The 21,514-nt window shown below is 41.3% G+C and carries 17 protein-coding genes; 16 read left to right on the forward strand and 1 reads right to left on the reverse strand.

Annotated features, from left to right (window positions below):
- The first annotated feature begins 84 nt into the window (after window positions 1-84).
- From B7723_RS03600 to B7723_RS03620, 5 genes are read left to right on the forward strand one after another with little or no spacing between them, the layout of a single operon-like run.
- Window positions 85-1,041, forward strand: coding sequence for a TIGR01212 family radical SAM protein (locus B7723_RS03600; RefSeq protein WP_042902094.1), 957 nt, complete (start codon window positions 85-87; stop codon window positions 1,039-1,041).
- Complete coding sequence (locus tag B7723_RS03605) at window positions 1,025-1,582, forward strand: tRNA (mnm(5)s(2)U34)-methyltransferase (protein ID WP_084849124.1); 558 nt, start codon at window positions 1,025-1,027, stop codon at window positions 1,580-1,582. The genes B7723_RS03600 and B7723_RS03605 overlap by 17 nt, the downstream gene beginning before the upstream one ends.
- A complete protein-coding gene (locus B7723_RS03610; RefSeq protein WP_049520729.1) occupies window positions 1,575-1,829 on the forward strand; it encodes a hypothetical protein in 255 nt (84 codons plus the stop codon). The genes B7723_RS03605 and B7723_RS03610 overlap by 8 nt, the downstream gene beginning before the upstream one ends.
- 11 nt (window positions 1,830-1,840) lie before the next feature.
- Entirely contained in the window at window positions 1,841-3,895 is a 2,055-nt protein-coding gene (locus B7723_RS03615; protein ID WP_084849123.1) for a cation:proton antiporter, read from the forward strand.
- A gap of 29 nt (window positions 3,896-3,924) precedes the next feature.
- Window positions 3,925-4,785, forward strand: coding sequence for a YihY/virulence factor BrkB family protein (locus B7723_RS03620; protein ID WP_084849122.1), 861 nt, complete (start codon window positions 3,925-3,927; stop codon window positions 4,783-4,785).
- A gap of 39 nt (window positions 4,786-4,824) precedes the next feature.
- Here B7723_RS03620 and queA read toward each other — a convergent pair whose 3' ends face one another.
- Window positions 4,825-5,853 (reverse strand): tRNA preQ1(34) S-adenosylmethionine ribosyltransferase-isomerase QueA, encoded by a 1,029-nt coding sequence (gene queA, locus B7723_RS03625; protein WP_084849121.1) that lies wholly within the window; start codon window positions 5,851-5,853, stop codon window positions 4,825-4,827.
- 146 nt (window positions 5,854-5,999) lie between these two features.
- On the opposite strand from queA, the gene B7723_RS03630 reads away from it, so the two are divergent.
- The 11 genes from B7723_RS03630 (at window position 6,000) to hemW (ending at window position 21,510) form a co-directional block, all read left to right on the forward strand.
- Window positions 6,000-6,707 carry a glucosamine-6-phosphate deaminase gene (locus B7723_RS03630; RefSeq protein ID WP_084849120.1) on the forward strand — a complete coding sequence of 236 codons (708 nt, stop codon included), beginning with the start codon at window positions 6,000-6,002 and terminating at the stop codon, window positions 6,705-6,707.
- 341 nt (window positions 6,708-7,048) lie between these two features.
- The gene (locus B7723_RS03635) at window positions 7,049-14,827 is read left to right on the forward strand and encodes a GEVED domain-containing protein (protein ID WP_084943933.1); all 7,779 of its coding nucleotides are present in this window, start codon (window positions 7,049-7,051) and stop codon (window positions 14,825-14,827) included.
- A 213-nt stretch (window positions 14,828-15,040) separates the two neighbouring features.
- Window positions 15,041-15,658: a class I SAM-dependent methyltransferase gene (locus tag B7723_RS03640; protein WP_084849855.1), complete on the forward strand. Its 618-nt coding sequence runs from the start codon at window positions 15,041-15,043 to the stop codon at window positions 15,656-15,658.
- A 13-nt stretch (window positions 15,659-15,671) separates the two neighbouring features.
- Complete coding sequence (locus B7723_RS03645; protein WP_084849854.1) at window positions 15,672-16,295, forward strand: Type 1 glutamine amidotransferase-like domain-containing protein; 624 nt, start codon at window positions 15,672-15,674, stop codon at window positions 16,293-16,295.
- 156 nt (window positions 16,296-16,451) lie between these two features.
- The gene (rpsU, locus tag B7723_RS03650; RefSeq protein WP_000048054.1) at window positions 16,452-16,628 is read left to right on the forward strand and encodes a 30S ribosomal protein S21; all 177 of its coding nucleotides are present in this window, start codon (window positions 16,452-16,454) and stop codon (window positions 16,626-16,628) included.
- Between the two features lie 64 nt (window positions 16,629-16,692).
- Complete coding sequence (locus tag B7723_RS03655) at window positions 16,693-17,655, forward strand: hypothetical protein (RefSeq protein WP_084849852.1); 963 nt, start codon at window positions 16,693-16,695, stop codon at window positions 17,653-17,655.
- 136 nt (window positions 17,656-17,791) lie between these two features.
- Window positions 17,792-18,727, forward strand: coding sequence for an HPr(Ser) kinase/phosphatase (gene hprK, locus B7723_RS03660; protein WP_000115190.1), 936 nt, complete (start codon window positions 17,792-17,794; stop codon window positions 18,725-18,727).
- Window positions 18,720-19,508 (forward strand): prolipoprotein diacylglyceryl transferase, encoded by a 789-nt coding sequence (gene lgt / locus B7723_RS03665; RefSeq protein ID WP_084849851.1) that lies wholly within the window; start codon window positions 18,720-18,722, stop codon window positions 19,506-19,508. Before hprK ends, lgt begins: the two co-directional genes overlap by 8 nt.
- Window positions 19,509-19,892 (forward strand): DUF948 domain-containing protein, encoded by a 384-nt coding sequence (locus B7723_RS03670; RefSeq protein WP_084849850.1) that lies wholly within the window; start codon window positions 19,509-19,511, stop codon window positions 19,890-19,892.
- Between the two features lie 15 nt (window positions 19,893-19,907).
- Window positions 19,908-20,306: a YtxH domain-containing protein gene (locus B7723_RS03675; protein WP_084849849.1), complete on the forward strand. Its 399-nt coding sequence runs from the start codon at window positions 19,908-19,910 to the stop codon at window positions 20,304-20,306.
- Between the two features lie 73 nt (window positions 20,307-20,379).
- Entirely contained in the window at window positions 20,380-21,510 is a 1,131-nt protein-coding gene (gene hemW / locus B7723_RS03680) for a radical SAM family heme chaperone HemW (RefSeq protein WP_084849848.1), read from the forward strand.
- Window positions 21,511-21,514: the final 4 nt, after the last annotated feature.

Raw genomic sequence — 21,514 nt, forward strand, 5'->3', positions numbered from 1 at the left:
CATAAAAAAACGCTAAAGGAAATGAGAAACAAGGGAATTTGTTGGAAAGTCAGGCTTTTGAGATTGTAGGTGTTTTTTGTTATAATGAAAGTTATGAAATCTTATAATACCTTGAATGATTATTATCGAAAACTTTTTGGAGAAAAGACTTTCAAAGTTCCTATTGATGCGGGATTTGACTGTCCCAATCGGGATGGAACTGTGGCTCATGGGGGGTGTACCTTTTGTACGGTTTCAGGTTCTGGAGATGCCATCGTAGCACCAGATGCCCCTATCCGTGAGCAATTTTATAAGGAAATCGACTTTATGCACCGCAAGTGGCCGGATGTTAAAAAGTATCTGGTTTATTTTCAAAACTTTACCAATACCCATGAAAAGGTGGAAGTGATTAGGGAGCGTTATGAACAAGCCATCAACGAACCAGGTGTAGTAGGAATTAATATCGGAACGCGTCCGGACTGTTTACCAGACGAAACCATCGAATATTTGGCTGAGTTATCGGAGCGCATGCATGTGACGGTAGAATTGGGCTTACAGACTACATATGAAGCAACCTCTGACTTGATTAACCGTGCCCATTCCTATGAATTGTATGTTGAAACAGTAAAACGCTTGAGGAAATATCCCAAGATTGAGATTGTTTCCCATCTGATCAACGGTCTTCCTGGGGAAACCCATGAGATGATGGTTGAAAATGTCCGTCGCTGTGTTACGGATAATGATATTCAAGGAATTAAACTGCACTTGCTTCATCTTATGACCAATACGCGTATGCAGCGAGATTACCACGAAGGACGCTTGCAACTGATGAGTCAGGATGAGTATGTCAAGGTCATTTGTGACCAACTGGAAATCATTCCCAAGCATATCGTCATCCATCGAATCACAGGAGATGCACCCAGAGATATGTTGATAGGTCCCATGTGGAGCCTTAATAAATGGGAAGTGCTAAATGCTATTGAAACTGAGATGCGACGTCGTGGAAGTGTGCAAGGATGCAAGGCTGTAAAACAGGAGTTTAAAAATGAAAAGACCACTTGAGATGGCACATGATTTTTTAGCGGAAGTTGTGACAAAAGAGGATATCGTAGTGGATGCGACTATGGGTAATGGCCACGATACGCTATTTTTAGCCAAGCTAGCCAAGCAAGTCTATGCCTTTGATATCCAGGAGCAGGCTTTGGAGAAGACGCAAGAGCGTTTGGATCAGGCTGGAATGACAAATACCCAGTTAATCTTGCAAGGTCATGAGACACTTGATCAGTTTGTGACAGAAGCTAAGGCAGGGATTTTTAATCTGGGTTATCTGCCTTCTGCTGACAAATCCGTCATCACTCAACCTCAGACTACTATCGAAGCATTAGAAAAGCTGTGTCATTTGCTTGTCAAGGGGGGACGGATTGCTATCATGATCTACTATGGTCATGAAGGAGGAGATACTGAGAGGGATGCTGTATTGGAGTTTGTTAGCCAGTTGAACCAACAAGAGTATACTGCTGCCATTTATCGGACTCTCAACCAAGTTAACAATCCACCGTTTTTAGTTATGATTGAAAAATTAGAAAGGTATAGACATGGATAAACAATACCTTCGTGAGAAGCTTGAGGCAATGCGCCAAAATTTTGTCGAGTCAACGCTTCACGAGCGAGCAGTCGGAGTGCTCGACGAAGCACATATGAGCAAGAAAATGCTTAAAATTAAGAAAAAACTAGTGGCTCTTGAAATGGAACGATGCCAGAAAAAAATTGAGCACAAAGACTGTTCTAAGATTGATCAGAAAATCCAAGAGCAAAAGGAGATTTTTGAATCTTGTTGTAAAAAAGATTAAGGAGGAATTGTGTGGAATTACTCATTTACTTGATTCTATTTTTATTTGTCTTAATCATTTCAACCACGACCAATAAACTTCTCCCTTTTTTGCCCCTTCCTCTTGTACAAATTCTTTTGGGGATTGGGATTGGCTTATTTGTTCCCGATGCGGACTTTCATCTCAATACAGAGCTGTTTCTGGCCATGGTTATTGGTCCCTTACTTTTCCGGGAGGCAGAAGAAGCGGATATTACGTCCATTTTGAAGCACTGGCGGATTGTTGTCTTTCTGATTTTTCCTGTGATTTTTATCTCGACCTTAAGCTTGGGGGGCATGGCTCACTTCCTTTGGATGACTCTTCCTTTGGCTGCCTGTTTAGCAGTTGGAGCGGCACTTGGGCCAACAGATTTGGTTGCCTTCGCATCTCTTTCTGAACGTTTTCGTTTTCCAAAACGGGTCTCTAATATCCTAAAAGGGGAAGGACTCTTAAATGACGCTTCTGGTTTGGTTGCCTTTCAGATGGCTCTTGCTGCTTGGACAACAGGAACGTTTTCTTTCAGCCAAGCTGGAACTTCCCTAGCACTTTCTATACTTGGTGGTTTTGTAGTCGGTTTTGTGACGGCTATGGTCAATCGTTTTTTGCATAGCTTTTTACTGAGTGTACGAGCGATAGATATAGCCAGTGAACTATTGCTAGAGCTAAGTTTGCCGCTCATGACCTTTTTCATCGCAGAAGAGTTTCATGTTTCAGGGATTATCGCAGTAGTGGTTGCAGGTATTTTGAAAGCCAGTCGCTTTAAGAAAATTACGCTCCTTGAGGCTCAGGTAGACACCGTGACGGAGACCGTTTGGCACACCGTGACCTTTATGCTAAATGGATCAGTCTTTGTTCTCTTGGGAATGGAATTAGAGTTGATAGCAGAGCCGATCTTGTCTAATTCTCTCTACAATCCCCTTCTTTTACTGCTTTCAGTTGTCGTTCTGACCTTCTTACTCTTTGCGATCCGCTTTGTCATGATTGCTGGTTTTTACTTTGTGAGGACGCGTCGACTTAAGAAAAAAATTCATAAGTACACGAAAGATATGCTTCTTTTGACCTTCTCTGGTGTCAAAGGGACAGTATCTATCGCGACTATTCTCCTCATACCAAGTCATTTGGAGCAGGAGTATCCTCTGTTGCTCTTTCTCGTAGCCGGCGTTACACTATTAAGCTTTCTAACAGGTTTACTGGTCCTCCCTCACTTATCTGAGGAACAAGAGGAAGGCAAGGATCATTTGATGCATATTGCGATTCTGAATGATGTAGCTGCAGAATTAGAAAAAGAACTGGACCATCACAAGAATAAACTTCCTCTTTATGCAGCTATTGATAATTATCATGGTCGGATTGAAAACCTCATCCTTAGTCTGGAAAATAAGAGAGTCCAAGAGGACTGGGAGTCCCTCAAGCTTCTTATCTTGAGTATTGAGAGTGACGGTTTGGAGCAAGCCTACGAAGAAAATAGAATCAGCGAGAGTGGTTATCGAGTTTACCAACGTTACCTAAAAAACATGGAGCAGAGTATCAATCGGAATTTCGCTTCTAGAGTGACTTATTACTTCCTAGTTTCCTTACGGATACTGCGCTTTCTACTCCATGAAATGTTTACCTTTGGCAAAACTTTCCGTAGTTGGATGAATGAAGAATCTCGTAAACTACTAGCAGTTGACTATGATCAGATTTCAGAGTTGTATTTGGAAAATACAGAGCTGATTATCGAGAGTTTGGAAAACCTCAAGGGGGTTTACAAGAGTTCTCTGATTAGTTTTATGCAAGAGTCTCGTCTACGCGAGACGGCCATTATCGGAAGTGGTGCCTTTGTTGAGCGGGTTATCAATCGCATCAAGCCAAACAATATCGATGAAATGCTACGAGGTTACTATCTCGAACGTAAGGCAATCTTTGAATACGAAGAAGCTAAACTGATAACAGCCAAGTATGCCAAAAAACTACGACAAAATGTGAATAATTTAGAAAATTATTCTCTGAAAGAGGCTGCGAATACCTTACCTTATGATATGCTAGATTTAATCAGAAGAACTTAGATGATGAAGAAAATGACGGAGGATGGAACATGAAAAAGTGGTGGAATGAGCTGATGGACAGGCCCTTATTGAAAGCTTTTTTGCATTATTATCAAGCATCTGATAGTGAGTTGACCAGTGTTGCGGTTGCCTACTATTGGTTGATTTCTATCTTTCCTTTGCTAATGATAATGGTCAATATTTTGCCTTATTTTCAGATTCCGGTCTCAAATTTCTTACTGACGATCAAGGAATTTTTGCCTGATACGGTGTATGATGTGGTCGCCAAGATTGTCCGAGAAGTTCTGACTCAACCATCAACTGGTTTGCTGAGTTTTGCCGTTTTATCTGCACTCTGGACCTTTTCGAAATCAATGGATTTCCTCCAAAAAGCCTTTAACAAAGCCTATGGAGTGACTAAGAGTCGAGGAATTATCTCCCATCAGTTGATGAGTCTACTTGTTAGTTTTGGCTTGCAGATTCTTTTTGCCTTAGCCTTGTTTTTGAGTATGTTTGGTCGTATGTTGCTTAACCTCCTCAAAACTTACTGGCAATCCGACAGTCCGCTATTTTCCTACCTGCAAGACTTTACAGGCCCTCTGGTCTATGCCTTGATCTTTGCCATTCTGGTCATGATTTATTACTTCCTTCCAAAAGTAAAAGCACCACGAATCCGCTATGTTTTACCAGGAAGTGTCTTTGTATTGCTAACTCTTATCTTTTTATTGAATATCTTTTCTGTCTACGTCAATAGTTATGTTAATCATCTGGTTGATGTCCGATTTTTCAGTTCCATTATCGTGGTAGTCATGATGTTCTGGTTTATTCTTATTGCAAAGATTTTGATTATCGGAGCAGTTATCAATGCCAGTGTTCAGAGTTTGAAAGATCCAAAGTTTGGTATAGAATAATTAGAAAAATCCCTATTAGGTTTCCTAATAGGGATTTTCTTAATAGATAAACATGGCATCTCCAAAACTGAAGAAGCGGTAGTGTTCTTGGATGGCATGGTGATAGGCATCTAGGACTAAGTCACGACCGGCAAAAGCAGAAACTAGCATAACAAGAGTTGACTTGGGTAGGTGGAAGTTGGTTGAAAAAGCATCCACAACCTTCCAGTCGTAGCCTGGTTTGATAAAGATATTGGTCCAGCCAGAATCTGCTTGGATTTGCCCATTAAACTTGGAACCGATGGTTTCCAGTGTGCGGATCGAAGTGGTTCCGACAGCGATGACGCGACCTCCATTTTCCTTAACAGAGCGAAGGGTGGCAGCTGCTTCCTCAGAAAGTTGGTAGAATTCTGAGTGCATTTCGTGTTCATCCAGATTGTCAACAGAGACAGGTCTAAAGGTTCCGAGTCCGACGTGAAGAGTGAGATAGACTAGATGAACACCCTTGGCTTGGATTTCTGCTAGCAGTTCTTTAGTAAAGTGGAGACCAGCAGTCGGTGCTGCAGCAGAGCCACTCTCTTTAGCGTAGACCGTTTGATAACGTTCACGGTCATCCAATTTTTCATGGATATAAGGTGGTAGTGGCATTTCACCCAGACTTTCCAATACTTCTAGGAAAATTCCTTGGTATTCAAAGCGGACAATGCGGCCCCCGTGGGTCAATTCTTCCGTAACAACAGCGCTGAGGCGACCATCGCCAAAGTTGACACGAGTACCAACCTTGAGGCGTTTGGCAGGTTTAGCCAGAACCTCCCACTCATCACCTGCAGTATTTTTGAGCAGGAGAAGTTCCACATGACCTCCTGTCTCCTCTTTTTGACCATAGAGGCGGGCAGGGAGAACGCGAGTGTCGTTCATGACAAGGGCATCACCAGGTTCCAGCATGTCGATAATGGAGTGGAAGTGTTTATCCTGAATTTCTCCCGTCTCGCGATTAACGATAAGGAGTTTAGACGCATCACGTTTTTCAAGTGGCGTTTGGGCAATCAATTCCTCAGGCAAGTGGAAATCAAAATCAGCAGTATTCATTTTTTCATCATTCTTTCTAAGTTCTAATCCTATCCATTATAACACGTTTCAAGTTTGGGTGCTCTTTTTTTAGAAATTAAATCGTTTTCACTTGACAAAAATTGGTCTATACCATATAATAAATATAGAAACATGGAGGATATAAAATGAAAGTTATTAAAGTTGAAAATCAAGTCGAAGGTGGAAAAGTTGCTTATGAGATTTTGAAGGAAAAATTGGCCAATGGTGCTCAAACATTAGGACTTGCGACAGGAAGCAGCCCGCTTGAGTTTTACAAGGAAATCGTTGAGAGTGACCTTGATTTTTCAAATCTGACTAGTGTGAACCTTGATGAGTATGTAGGGCTTGATGGGGACAATCCACAATCTTATCGTTACTTCATGCAAGAAAACTTATTCAACCAAAAACCATTTAAAGAAAGTTTCTTGCCTCGTGGGGTTAAGGACAATGCTGAAGAAGAAGTAGAACGCTATAATCAAATTTTGGCTGATCATCCTGTTGATTTACAAATCTTGGGAATTGGTCGCAATGGACATATCGGCTTTAACGAGCCAGGAACTCCATTTGATAGTCAAACGCATCTAGTAGAACTTGACCAGTCTACAATCGAAGCGAATGCTCGCTTCTTTGACAAGATTGAAGACGTCCCAACTCAAGCCATTTCAATGGGAATTAAAAACATCTTGGATGCCAAGTCAATTATTCTCTTTGCTTACGGTGAGTCAAAAGCAGAAGCCATTGCTGGAACAGTGTCTGGCCCAGTGACTGAGAAGCTCCCAGCAAGTAGTCTACAAAACCACCCTGATGTGACTATTATCGCTGATGCAGAAGCGCTCAGCTTGCTTGAAAAATAAAAATTACACGAACCACTTGCTCTTTGGAGTGAGTGTTTTTTTTGATTCTTTATTAATAGCAGGAATTTTTTATTATATTCTAAGAAAGGTTAATTTAGTTTGTAAAATAATTTATTTGAAAGATAAAACATTAATATAAATATTCCTAAAAACAAACATAAATAACGCTTAATATGATAATATTTAAAAGCTTTGCTTATTTATTAATAGAAAAAAAGTTATTATTCTAGGATAATTTAGTAGCTAAATCATTAAAAATAATGTATAATATCTTAAAAAATAATTTTAGGAGATTCTAAAATAATGTATAATATCTTAAAAAATAATTTTAGGAGATTCTAATGGGAAAAGAATTATTTAATCCACACCTTCGTAAGTTTTCTATTCGGAAACTAAACGTGGGTGTTTGCTCTGTGCTCTTGTCTACCTTGGTTCTATTGGGAGTGACGTCTCAGGTTAGCGCTGATGAAACAAGCGCTTCTGGTGTCCAAAATGAGATTTCTCGAACGGATCTTGCTGAACCATCAGCAATTTCTACAGCACCAGCAAACTCTGAAACATCACCAAAACCTGCAACTACTGTAGTTGCTTCAGCTACTGAGGTTCCTCAATCCGCTGAGAATAGTAAACCTGCAAACTCAGCTTCAGAGTCTATTGAGAAACCAAAGAATGAACAGCCAGTTGTTTCTGAAACGCCTCAACCTTCAGTTGAGAAGCCGGTTGCTTCTACGGAAATGAAGCCTGCAGAGAGTGCCAATTCAGCTTCAACTGAAGCTAGCTCAGAAGCTGTAAGTGCTTCAAGAGCTGTAGAACAACCAGTAGCGACTAGGGAGGCTACGCAACCTACACGTTCTCGCCGAGCACGTCGAGATGCTACACCTACTGGTTTACGTGATGGAGATCCTAACAACACAATTGAAAAACCAACTTTAGCAGATTCTGAAAAGAAACGCCCTGCAGATCTAGTTAAGCAAATTAACTGGTTAGATTTTGGTGATAGTCAGGCATTTAAAGGACTTGATACTGACGGTTCTCTTAAAGTAGGTAGTGTTTATGAGAAGGAAATTTCTCCAGGATATGTCGTTAAATTAACAGTTACGGAACTAAAACCTTTCCACTCAACTGAGATTTATCGTGATCGTGTAGCAGGAACTTCTTATGAAAATAGTTATGATCCTGATGCTAAAAACACCTGGTTTAGATATGTACCTGCAGACTATAATCGCCAAGTTAAAGAGGGCGACTCTGCACGACCAAAAATCATTGGTGCTCCTATGAACCAATGGACATCTCTTCGTGAGCAGGGAATTGATACTAATGGACGTAGAACCCAATTGCAGGTTCCTAAGAATGGTGCAAGTTATGGAGTGAAGTTTAAGGTTGAAGCAACATATCTAAACAAGCCTGTTAAGGCCACAGTGGTTATGGCGGATGGAGAAGAAGCAAACCCAGGTGAATATGCTATCTTTACGACCAATGGTAAAGGATGGGAACATTTAGCTGAATGGAAACGTGTGTCACCACAAGGTAAAGTGATTACAGATACCTACGCACCAATGAATCCTAATCGACTTGGTCAGTATATTGGTGACAATGCAACGATTCCAACGATTGACTGGACAAAATTTACAAATCCTGATCAAAGAACAGGTGGCTTAGGCTCACAAGTATTTGGTCCAAACACTTCTAAAGACCATACTGTGCCAATTGTGATGACTCGTGAAGCATCAGAAGTTGGAATTTATATTGCATCTTCTGGTCAGCAAGGTGCTATGATTGGTTTCATGGTTGTAGATACTGGAGATGCTCCTGAAAGTTATGGAAATGCAGTTCATACTATTTCTGGTTACAATGCTGCTACGGGAGCACAAAATCCACAACCTTACCTTGGTCGAAAACCTGCTGATATTGATACTACGTCAGGTAATGATTGGACCCATGATGATAGTACAGATCATGCTGATGAAGGGATTGATCAGCTTTTACCAGCAGACTTAGTTGGTAAGACTCATGAGTTATTCCAAGCAGATCGTCTTCGTGATGGTGATTATTCGCTTCGTTTCCATGCTTCAGCTAATGGAAATGAAAAAGCTTATGTTCGAGCTTGGATTGATTTCAATAATAACGGTAAATTTGATGAGAATGAAGCTAGTGATTTTACAGAAGTAACAAATGAAGGCGACTATACCGTTACTTTTAGAAATCACCCACCTATGAACGATGATAACGTTAAGAAGCTAGGAATGCGTGTTCGTATTGCTTTGAACCAAGGTGATATCGAGAAACCGACTGGCACAGCCTTTAGTGGTGAAGTTGAAGACTTACAAGTTAACCTTACTTATCCACCAAAAGGTGAGAAGAAGGAAACAAAGGGCTTACGCGATCAACAACAACAAACAAGCTTACGCTTCACACCTCGTGGTTATTCTAAAGAAGACGAGAATGCTAGAACAACCATTGATACTAATAAGGCGCCTGTCGTTTTAGATAATAACGGACGTGAATTAACAGCAGATGCAGAAGGTTGGTATACAACCGCAGAAGGACGTTACAAAGTGACGCCAAATGGTGACAATGTTGATGTTGTCTTCGTTCCGAAAGCTGGATACGTTGGGACTACATCAGGTATTAACATCCGTCGCTTTGATAGCAACGGTGCAAGCACAGAATGGACTGCAAAAAATAATTCAGAGCCTGTTGTCAACCAACCTCTAAATTCTATGGATGCTCGTTATGTTCCTACTGTAGTTGATTTTACTGAACATCGTTCAACTGATGCTCAAGGTTTACCGCAAGTAAAAGATATTTTATTTACTGATGGGAATCCAGCTAACACACCGGTTCAACCATCTGCAAGTAATCCTGCTACTTTCTTGGATGGAAACGGAGAACCTATCTCAGGAACTAGTATTCCTGCAACATCAGGTGGTAAAGAAGTTGGTACCTTTAACCTAGATCCAACTACGGGTCGAGTAACCTTTACCCCAAATAAATCATTTGTAGGAACTGTTGATCCGATTAAATTAAAAGTAAATGATGCAAGTGGTAATGATCACTTTGCCACTTATCAACCAACTGTTACCCGAGTTGTTCCAACATCCCAAAACGCAAGTTCTGAAGGTATTCAAGGTGCAGAGCAATCTGGGAACTTGGTCTTCACTCCAGGTGATAACCGTATTCCAATTGATGAATCAATTGCACCAACTTTTGACAACGGTCAGCCAACGAAAGAGGTTCCTGGCGTTGGAACTTATAAGGTGGATAGTACAGGTCGCGTTACTTTCCAACCAGTTCCTGGCTACTCTGGACGTCCAACTGCAGAAACTGTTAAGCGTGTAGATAAGAACGGAACAGAAGTAACAGCTACCTATCAAGCGGATGTTAAGGCTGCAACTCCAACAGGGCAAGGAGCAGAGACTACTGGACTCCAGGGTCAAAAACAAGATAGCCACCTTACCTTTACTCCTGGTCAAGCAACTATCAATGGACAAAATGAGACTGTACCATTTGCACCAGAAGGTCCACAGTTTGTGGTTGATGGACAAGTTCAACAAGGTAACAGCTTACCAGTACATGATGCTAGCGGTAAACTTCAAGGAACTTATACTGTTCAACCGAATGGGGATATTAGCTTCCAACCAGCACCTGATTTCTATGGAACGCCAACTCCTGCAACCCTCCGTGTGACAGATAAGAATGGTTCTACTGCCGAAGCAGTATATCAACCTACAGTGACTAAAGTCACTCCAACAAGTACAAATGATACATCAACTGGTCTGCAAGGACAGCCACAAAGTGGTAAGCCAACCTTTACAGCAGGCGATCCAGCTGTTCCACTGGATGATACAAAACCAATGACTTTCGAAGATGGTCAGTCAACGAAGACCGTTTCGGGTGTAGGTGAATACAGCATCAATTCTGATGGTTCTATCACCTTTACGCCAGATAAGAAGTACGTTGGCACACCAGATCCAGTAATGGTTAAACGCGTGGATAAGAACGGTACAGAAGTCACTGCGACTTATACTCCAACAGTGACTAAGGTAACCCCAACTTCAACGGACGCCACTTCAAATGGTATCCAAGGTCAACCGCAAAAAGGTACCCCAACCTTTACAGCAGGCGATCCAGCTGTTCCACTGGATGATACGAAACCAATGACTTTCGAAGATGGACAGTCAACGAAAACAGTTCCAGGTGTAGGTGAATACAGCATCAATCCAGATGGCTCTATTACCTTTACACCAGAAAAACAATATGTTGGCACACCAACTCCAGTCACAGTGAAACGTGTAGATAAGAACGGTACAGAGGTTACTGCGACATATACACCAACCGTGACTAAGGTCACTCCTACAGGAACTGGCGCAACCAGCACAGGTCCTCAGGGTGTTCCACAAACGGGTACTCCAACGTTTGCTGGTGGTGATCCACTGGTTCCAATTGATGAAACAGTCGAGCCAACCTTCGCAGATGGAAGCAAAGAGAAGTCTATTCCAGGTCAAGGAACTTACACAATTGCGCCAGACGGAACAGTAACCTTTACTCCAGACAAGCAGTTTGTAGGCACACCAGACCCAGTGACGGTTAAACGCGTGGATAAGAATGGCACTCCAGTTACTGCGACCTACAGTCCAGAGTTTACGAAAGTGACCCCAACAGGAACAGGTGATAAGACAGAAGGACTTCAAGGTCAAGTCCAAGAAGGTAAAGTGACCTTCACTCCAGGCCATGACTCAGTTCCATTCCCAGCTGATTCAACTCCGCTATTTGACAATGGTACAACTGTGAAAGAAGTGCCAAATGTTGGTAAGTTCGAAGTGGATGCAGACGGTAAGGTGACCTTCACTCCTGATAAACAGTTCAAGGGTGAAACACCAGAGCTTGAGTTGACTCGTGTGGATGCCAACGGAACTCCTGTTACTGTCAAGTACCAAGCGGTAGTGAAAGAAGTAACACCAACTTCAACAGACGCCACTTCAAATGGTATCCAAGGTCAACCGCAAAAAGGTACCCCAACCTTCACAGAAGGTAATCCATTGGTTCCAATTGATGATACGAAACCAATGACTTTCGAAGATGGACAGTCAACGAAAACAGTTCCAGGTGTAGGTGAATACAGCATCAATCCAGATGGCTCTATTACTTTTACACCAGAAAAACAATATGTTGGCACACCAACTCCAGTCACAGTGAAACGTGTAGATAAGAACGGTACAGAGGTTACTGCGACATATACACCAACCGTGACTAAGGTCACTCCTACAGGAACTGGCGCAACCAGCACAGGTCCTCAGGGTGTTCCACAAACGGGTACTCCAACGTTTGCTGGTGGTGATCCACTGGTTCCAATCGATGAAACAGTAGAGCCAACCTTCGAAGATGGAAGCAAAGAGAAATCTATTCCAGGTCAAGGAACTTACACGATTGCACCAGATGGAACTGTAACTTTCACTCCAGACAAACAGTTTGTTGGGAACCCAGACCCAGTCACTGTCAAACGTGTGGATAAGAATGGCACTCCAGTCACTGCGACTTACAGTCCAGAGTTTACGAAAGTAACCCCAACAGGAACCGGTGCAACAAGTACAGGTCCTCAAGGTGTTCCACAAACGGGCACTCCAACCTTCCAAGGTGGTGATCCACTGGTTCCAATCGATGAAACAGTAGAGCCAACTTTCGAAGATGGAAGCAAAGAGAAATCTATTCCAGGTCAAGGAACTTACACGATTGCACCAGACGGTACAGTGACCTTCACTCCAGATAAACAGTTTGTTGGAAACCCAGATCCAGTTACAGTTAAACGTGTGGATAAGAATGGCACTCCAGTTACTGCGACTTACAGCCCAGAGTTTACGAAAGTAACTCCAACTGGAACAGGTGATAAGACAGAAGGACTTCAAGGTCAAGTCCAAGAAGGTAAAGTGACCTTCACTCCAGGTCATGACTCAGTTCCATTCCCAGCTGATTCAACTCCACTATTTGACAATGGTACAACTGTTAAAGAAGTGCCAAATGTTGGTAAGTTCGAAGTGGATGCAGACGGTAAGGTGACCTTCACTCCTGATAAACAGTTCAAGGGTGAAACACCAGAGCTTGAATTGACTCGTGTGGATGCCAACGGAACTCCTGTTACTGTCAAGTACCAAGCGGTAGTGAAAGAAGTAACACCTACAGGAACTGGTGCAACAAGTACAGGTCCTCAAGGTGTTCCACAAACGGGCACTCCAAGCTTCCAAGGCGGCGATCCACTGGTTCCAATTGATGAAACAGTAGAGCCAACCTTCGAAGATGGAAGCAAAGAGAAATCTATTCCAGGCCAAGGAACTTATACGATTGCGCCAGACGGAACTGTAACTTTCACTCCAGACAAACAGTTTGTTGGAAACCCAGATCCAGTCACAGTCAAACGTGTTGATAAGAATGGCACTCCAGTTACTGCGACCTATAGTCCAGAGTTTACGAAAGTGACCCCAACAGGAACCGGTGCAACAAGTACAGGTCCTCAAGGACTTCCACAAACAGGCACTCCAAGCTTCCAAGGTGGCGACCCACTTGTTCCAATTGATGAAACAGTTGAACCAGCTTTCGAAGATGGAAGCAAAGAGAAATCTATTCCAGGTCAAGGAACTTACACGATTGCACCAGACGGAACTGTAACTTTCACTCCAGACAAACAGTTTGTTGGAAACCCAGATCCAGTCACAGTCAAACGCGTGGATAAGAACGGCACCCCAGTCACTGCGACTTACAGCCCAGAGTTTACGAAAGTGACCCCAACAGGAACCGGTGCAACAAGTACAGGTCCTCAAGGTGTTCCACAAACGGGCACTCCAAGCTTCCAAGGTGGTGATCCACTGGTTCCAATCGATGAAACAGTAGAGCCAACCTTCGAAGATGGAAGCAAAGAGAAAACTATTCCAGGTCAAGGAACTTACACGATTGCGCCAGACGGAACTGTAACTTTCACTCCAGACAAACAGTTTGTTGGAAACCCAGATCCAGTCACAGTCAAACGCGTAGATAAGAACGGCACCCCAGTCACTGCGACTTACAGCCCAGAGTTTACGAAAGTAACACCAACTGGTAAAGATACTTCTTCAGTTAACATTAAGGGTCTTGTTCAAACAGGCACCCCAACCTTCCAAGGTGGCGACCCATTAGTTCCAATCGATGAAACTGTGGCAGCAACATTTGAAGATGGATCAACTGAAAAAGTGATTCCAGGTGAAGGAACTTATGCAATTTCACCAGATGGCATCGTCACCTTCACTCCAGAAGCTAATTTTGTAGGAAAGGGAACAGGCGTAACGATTGTCCGCAAGGATAAGAATGGTACTCCAGTTACTGCAAGCTATCGCCCGACAGTTGTAGATCCATCTACTGGTCATGATACGGCTTCTACAGGAGCAAAAGGCCAACCTCAAGTGGCAACACCAGTGTTTGAAGGACATATCGATTCGACTGTACCACCAACCTTTGAGGATGGTAGCACGACTATGGTTGTTCCGGGTGAAGGAAGCTATACAATTGATAAAGATGGTAAGATTACCTTTACTCCAGAACCAGACTTTGTTGGTACAGCTAAAGGATTGGTTGTGAAACGTTTGGATATGTATGGAAATGTAGTTACTGCTCATTACACACCAACTGTCCTTGGACAAACACGAGTGAGTGATGCGACATCAGAAGGTCTTAAAGGTCAAACTCAGACTGGTAAACCAAACTTTACAGGTGATGTCGATCTGACAGTTCCGCCAACCTTTGAAGATGGAACAACTGAAAAAGTCGTTCCAGGTGAAGGAACTTATGTAATCTCACCAGATGGCACCGTCACCTTTACCCCTGAGGCAGACTTTGTAGGACAAGCTAAAGGTGTGAAAGTGATCCGTAAAGATCGCAATGGAAATATTATTTCAGGATTCTATGCTCCAACAGTAGTAGAACTTCCTGTGGTTGAAAATCCAGAACAACAAGGTATTACAGAAGAAAGAACTACTAAAACTCTTCCAAATACGGGTTCTGAGGAGACATCTCACTTGACAGCTGGTCTATTGGCTGCTTTATCAGGTATGGGATTAATTTCTCTAGCTCAAAGAAAAAAATCTGAGGAAGAATAATTAGTGGTGAAAGTCATCTAGTAAGTTGTTTTAGATACTTGATTGAAATGATTACATTCATTGCTATCTAAGAAGATATCAGTCTAATAGAAAGAGAGAACCAATTGGTTCTCTCTTTTTGGTAATTGGTTTGAAAATCGTTTAATTATTCTGCATCAATTATTCACAATTTTACTAAAGTGGTATAATATAGCTATACGAGGAGGCTCGACTTTGATCTATATAATTGGTTTTACTTGTTTTTTACTTTTAATGTTACTGTTTTCTCGTCTCATTCAGCAATCAAAGAACCCTTCAGGCTTTCTAGGAAAACGAATGATGAAATTGTGGAATAGAGCCTATCTCCCCATGTTTGTATGGGCAATTCGTCATCTGGATAGGACATTTTACCCTGCAATCTTAGATGTAGGAGTTGGGAATGGCCGTTCAACCATCCTACTGAAAGAAACTTTTCCGCAAAGTACTATAACTGGAATTGATATTTCTGATGCAGCAATAGCTCAAGCCAAACAGATAGAGATGACTAATCTAAATTTTGAACGAAGAGACGTTAGGGAGACAGGCTTTTCTGATGAAAGTTTTGATTTAATCACAGCCTTTCAAACTCATTTTCATTGGCAGGATCTAGAGGCTTCTTTTATGGAACTTCGAAGGATACTCAAATCAGACGGGATGCTCTTACTGGCTTGTGAATATAACAAGTTGTCTTACTTTTTACCAGAGGTTCAAATCGAAAAAACATTTAGACGATTCTTGTTGTTAATAGGGTTTGAGCTTATAACTAGTCAAAGAAAGGGATCGTGGATCCTTTATAAAATTGTTAAACATTAATGGAGGTACAGTCATGAAACAATTATTTTTATGTTCATACTTTGCTGGTGTCAAAAAGCTTTTTAGCGATTATGCAAAGGAAAAGAATCTAGAAAACAAGGTTTTATTTATTCCTACCGCTGGGAACAAAGAGGATTATACTGACTATATCGATGAGGCTCAGCAAACATTCAAAGATTTAGGATTTGAGATAGAGGTTCTAGATATTGCTTCTTGTGATCGAGAAACTGTACAGGCAAAGATTTTCCAAAGCAAAATTCTTTATATCTCTGGCGGGAATACCTTTTATTTATTGCAAGAATTAAAGAAAAAGCAACTCCTATCTCTTATCAAAGAACAAATAAGAGATGGGATGATCTATGTGGGAGAATCAGCAGGGGCTATCATTACCGCCAAGGATGTTGACTACAATAAGCTCATGGATGACAAGACGGTAGCGAAAGAGTTATCGGATACAACGGGATTGAATGAAGTGGAGTTTTACATCCTTCCACATTATGGTGAGGAGCCTTTTACTGATAGTAGCAAGAAGACCTTTGAAACCTATAAAAATCAGCTCGACTTATTGCGAATGAACAATTCACAAGCTGTTATTGTAAATGATAAAGAAATAAAAGTTGTTTCTGAACAGGATTAAAATAATTTTTTTCGCTATTATGACATCTATTCTAATACGTTGTCCCTTTTAAAAAGAAAAGGGAAGATAATATAAGTTTATGTCAGTTTTCCCTTGACAAATATTCATTTTGCGTGTAAAATGGAATAGATCTTGAACTTGAAGGGAGTGAAAAAAATGTCTAAAACAGTAGTACGTAAGAATGAATCTCTTGACGATGCACTTCGTCGTTTCAAACGTGCGGTTACTAAAGCTGGTACTCTTCAAGAAACACGCAAACGTGAATTCTATGAAAAACCTTCTGTAAAACGTAAACGTAAATCAGAAGCAGCTCGTAAACGTAAAAAATTCTAATTTGAAATAAAAGGCTAGACTTGTCTAGTCTTTTTTTGCATAGTATTTAGAGGAACAAATTCTTATGAGAGAATATATAAAAGAATATCAAAAGATGCGTGAAAATTACTTTGAAGATTGGGGTTATTGTGCTGATCCGATAGATTGGAAGGAATTTGAAGAGTCAAACCAAAGAATTTTTGAAAAGTATTTGACCGATTCAAAAGTATTGTCTGACAAGGTTATAAGAGTAAAATTGTACAGTAGCTTATTGCTAGATGATATTCAATATTTTGCCTATTATGCGGCGTTTTTAGATGGGGATTATAAGCAGTTAAACAACGCTCTATGGCAAACAGGAAGAACCGAGCTGCTGAGAGGCGGTTTGTTGGCAAGTGGAACTATCTACACAGATGGAATTTTGAAAGGCTTGTTTACCTCTTTTGCTTGTAACGATTTTTCAGCCATTCCATCATTCATCCCCAAAGATTTACCCTTGTTGAAAGGAACCTATTATCCAGAAAATGTGATGAATCTTTTATACGCTCTTTATTATCAAGATGAAGAAAGATTATCCGAGTCTCTCTTGCGTGCACAACAGTTTTTAGGGAAGAAAAAACGAACTGGCATGGAAGAATTTTCTGTTCGGTATTTTATAAGTTTGGCAAGAAAAGATGCAGTTGCATTAAGTGAGTCCTTACAAAACTTATGCCAAGCTTATCAGAGACGAGGTTATCCTTATGAAAAGATTGATAAGTGCTTTGCGGATGAGATTCATGGTCTATATCGATTGGTACGATTTTTTGACCATTCCTTGTTTGAAGAAGTCAGTATGCCATCTCATAAGACTTTTTTGAAGGAGTTTGAAGAATGGCAAGTCCAAAATCAGTTTCCACAAGGTCAACAGTTCTATACCTATCCTCAAGATATGGCTGACGCAAACAGAATATTAACAAAAGGTCTTCCAAGAATTTACTTAGAAAAATCTGGAAGGGATTTGGTGATAGATGTTGACCAATTTGCAGTAGATTTGTCTCGATTAATTTGAAGGAGTACGAAAAGACTTCCTAGTCAAATCTTTTCCCAAGCTACATCAAATAAATACTGTAAATCCTGCAAAAAAAGGAAACTTCCACCTACAATCTGATATAATAGTAGGGAGAACTCGATTGAAGGAGGAAATTATGTCGGTTTTAGTAAGAGATGTCATTGAAAAACTCAGACTAGATATTGTCTATGGTGAAGGCGAATTACTTGAAAAAGAAATCAATACTGCAGACATTATGAGACCTGGTCTTGAAATGACGGGCTATTTTGATTACTATACACCAGAACGGATTCAGCTGTTAGGGATGAAGGAGTGGTCCTATTTAGTTGCCATGCCTGCCCAGAACCGTTATCAAGTTTTGAAGAAAATGTTTCTACCTGAAACACCTGCGGTTATCGTGGCTCGTGGTCTGGTAGTGCCAGAGGAAATGTTGAGGGCTGCTAGAGAATGTAAGATTGCGATTTTAACCAGTCGAACAGCAACCAGTCGTTTATCTGGAGAACTTTCTAGCTACCTTGATTCCCGTTTGGCTAAACGTACTAGCGTGCATGGTGTCTTGATGGATATCTATGGCATGGGTGTCTTGATCCAAGGGGATAGTGGTATCGGTAAGAGCGAGACAGGTCTTGAACTTGTGAAGCGTGGACACCGTCTAGTAGCAGACGATCGTGTAGATATTTATTCTAAGGATGAGATGACTCTTTGGGGCGAACCTGCTGAAATCTTGAAGCATTTACTTGAGATTCGTGGAGTTGGGATTATCGATATCATGAGTCTCTATGGTGCAAGTGCTGTAAAAGATTCTTCACAAGTTCAGCTAGCAGTTTATTTGGAAAATTATGATACGCATAAGACCTTTGACCGTCTAGGAAACAATGCCGAAGAACTCGAAGTTTCTGGTGTAACGATTCCGCGTATCCGCATCCCAGTAAAAACAGGACGAAATATCTCCGTTGTCATTGAGGCGGCTGCCATGAACTACCGTGCTAAAGAAATGGGCTTTGATGCGACACGTTTATTTGAAGAACGCTTGACAAATCTAATCGCTCAAAATGAGGTGAAACATGATTAATCCAGTCGCATTTGAAATTGGTCCCTTTGCTATTCGTTGGTATGCTTTGTGTATTGTAGCTGGTTTGGTTCTGGCAGTTTATCTTGCCATGAAAGAAGCTCCTAAAAAGAAAATTCTATCAGATGATATTTTGGATTTTATCCTGATTGCTTTTCCAGTAGCTATTTTAGGTGCTAGACTATACTACGTACTCTTTCGCTTAGATTATTATCTGCAAAATCCAGGTGAAATCATCGCCATTTGGAATGGTGGTTTGGCCATTTATGGAGGTTTGATAGCGGGCGCTATTGTCCTTTATATCTTTGCAGATAGAAAGCTGATTAATACTTGGGATTTCTTAGATATTGCAGCACCGAGTGTCATGGTTGCCCAGAGTTTAGGGCGCTGGGGAAATTTCTTTAACCAAGAAGCTTATGGTGCAGCGGTGGATAGTTTAGATTATTTGCCAGGCTTCATTCGTGACCAGATGTACATTGATGGTAGCTACCGTCAGCCGACCTTCTTATATGAGTCGGTTTGGAATCTGATTGGTTTTGCTTTGATTTTGATTTTTAGACGAAAATTAAAGGGAATCAGACGTGGTCATATCACTGCTTTCTACTTGATTTGGTATGGCTTTGGTCGTATGATCATCGAAGGGATGCGGACGGATAGTCTCATGTTCTTTGGTATGCGAGTTTCCCAATGGTTATCAGTTATCCTTATCGGACTCGGTATTTTTATCATACTTTATCAAAATCGAAAGAAAGCCCCTTTCTATCATACAGAGGAGGAAAAATAAATGTTAGAAGTTGCATATATTCTTGTTGCGATTGCTTTGATTGTCTGTTTAGTCTATTTGACAATCACGATTCAAAAAGCTGGTCGTATGATTGATGAGACAGAGAAAACCATCAAAACGTTGAGCTCAGATGTGAACGTTACCTTGCATCAGACCAATGAATTACTGGTTAAGCTCAATGTGTTAGCAGACGATATCAATATCAAAGTTGCGACGATTGATCCACTCTTTACGGCAGTGGCTGACTTGTCAGAGTCAGTATCTGATCTCAACCAACATGCGCGTGTTTTAGGCAAAAAAGCTTCATCTGCTGGTTCAAAGACCATTAAAACAGGTGCAGGCTTATCCGCTCTTCGTGTCGCAAGTAAATTTTTCAAAAAATAAAAAAGGAGAAATCTTATGGGAAAACTATCCTCTATCCTTTTAGGAACAATTTCAGGTGCAGCTCTTGCTTTGTTTTTGACGAGTGACAAGGGTAAGCAAGTTTGTAGTCAAGCTCAGGATTTTCTAGATGATTTGAGAGAAGATCCAGAATATGCTAGAGAGCAGGTTTGTGAAAAACTAACAGAAGTGAAGGAACAGGCAACGGACTTTGTGCTGAAAACAAAGGAACAAGTAGAATCTGGTGAAATCACTTTTGATAGTGTCATTGATCAAGCCAAGACCTGTGCTCGACAAGCGACAGAAGCGTCAAAAGAAACCTTTAACAATCTCAAGGAGCAATGGCAAGAACAGTCAACAACTCCAGACGTTGCTGAAGATCAAGAAGAAATCATCATCGATATTACTGAAGTATAATGTATCACCATCTCTGATTTTTGGAGATGGTGATTTTTATCTGCAAGCCTGTCTTTGTGGTATAATAAATACTATGCAGAAAAAACCAACGTCCGCCTATGTGCATATTCCCTTTTGCACACAGATTTGTTATTATTGTGACTTTTCAAAAGTTTTTATCAAGAATCAACCAGTAGATAGTTACCTGGAGCATCTGCTAGAAGAGTTTCGTTCTTATGATATCCAAAAGTTACGAACCCTCTACATTGGAGGTGGGACGCCAACGGCTTTGTCAGCTCCGCAATTAGAGGTGCTCTTGGATGGCTTGACTAAAAACTTGGACTTGTCAGTTTTGGAAGAGTTAACCATTGAGGCCAATCCAGGCGATTTGGACGCGGATAAGATTGCGGTTTTGAAACAGTCGCCAGTCAATCGTGTTTCCTTAGGTGTGCAGACTTTTGATGACAAAATGCTGAAAAAAATTGGGCGCAGTCATTTGGAAAAGGATATTTATGAGAATATCGATCGCCTCAAACTGGCTGGTTTTGACAATATTTCCATCGATCTAATCTACGCTCTTCCTGGTCAAACGATGGCTCAGGTCAAAGACAATGTAGCTAAGGCTATCTCGCTTGATATTCCTCATATGAGTCTTTATAGCTTGATTTTGGAGAATCATACGGTCTTTATGAACCGCATGAGACGTGGGAAATTGCCCCTGCCCAAGGAAGAGTTAGAAGCAGAGATGTTTGAGTACATCATCGCAGAACTTGAGCGAGCTGGTTTTGAGCATTATGAGATTTCCAATTTCTCCAAACCTGGATTTGAAAGTCGCCACAATCTCATGTACTGGGACAATGCCGAGTATTATGGTATCGGTGCGGGTGCTTCAGGTTATGTGAACGGAATTCGTTATAAGAACCACGGTCCTATCCGCCACTATCTCAATGCGGTAGAGGCAGGAAATGCTCGGATTACAGAAGAACACCTGAGTCAAAGGGAGCAGATGGAAGAAGAAATGTTCCTAGGCCTCCGGAAAAAATCCGGGGTTTCCATGGCGCGATTTGAGGAAAAATTTGGACGATCCTTTGATGGACTTTATGGCGAAATCATCAGAGACTTGGTTCAACAAGGACTCATTCAGGTCGATGGTGACCGTGTCCGAATGACAAAGAGGGGTCTCTTCTTGGGAGACACTGTAGCAGAACGATTTATTTTGGAGTAGAACA

It is taken from the genome of Streptococcus oralis subsp. oralis (assembly GCF_002096435.1).
GTDB classification, from domain to species: domain Bacteria; phylum Bacillota; class Bacilli; order Lactobacillales; family Streptococcaceae; genus Streptococcus; species Streptococcus oralis_AA.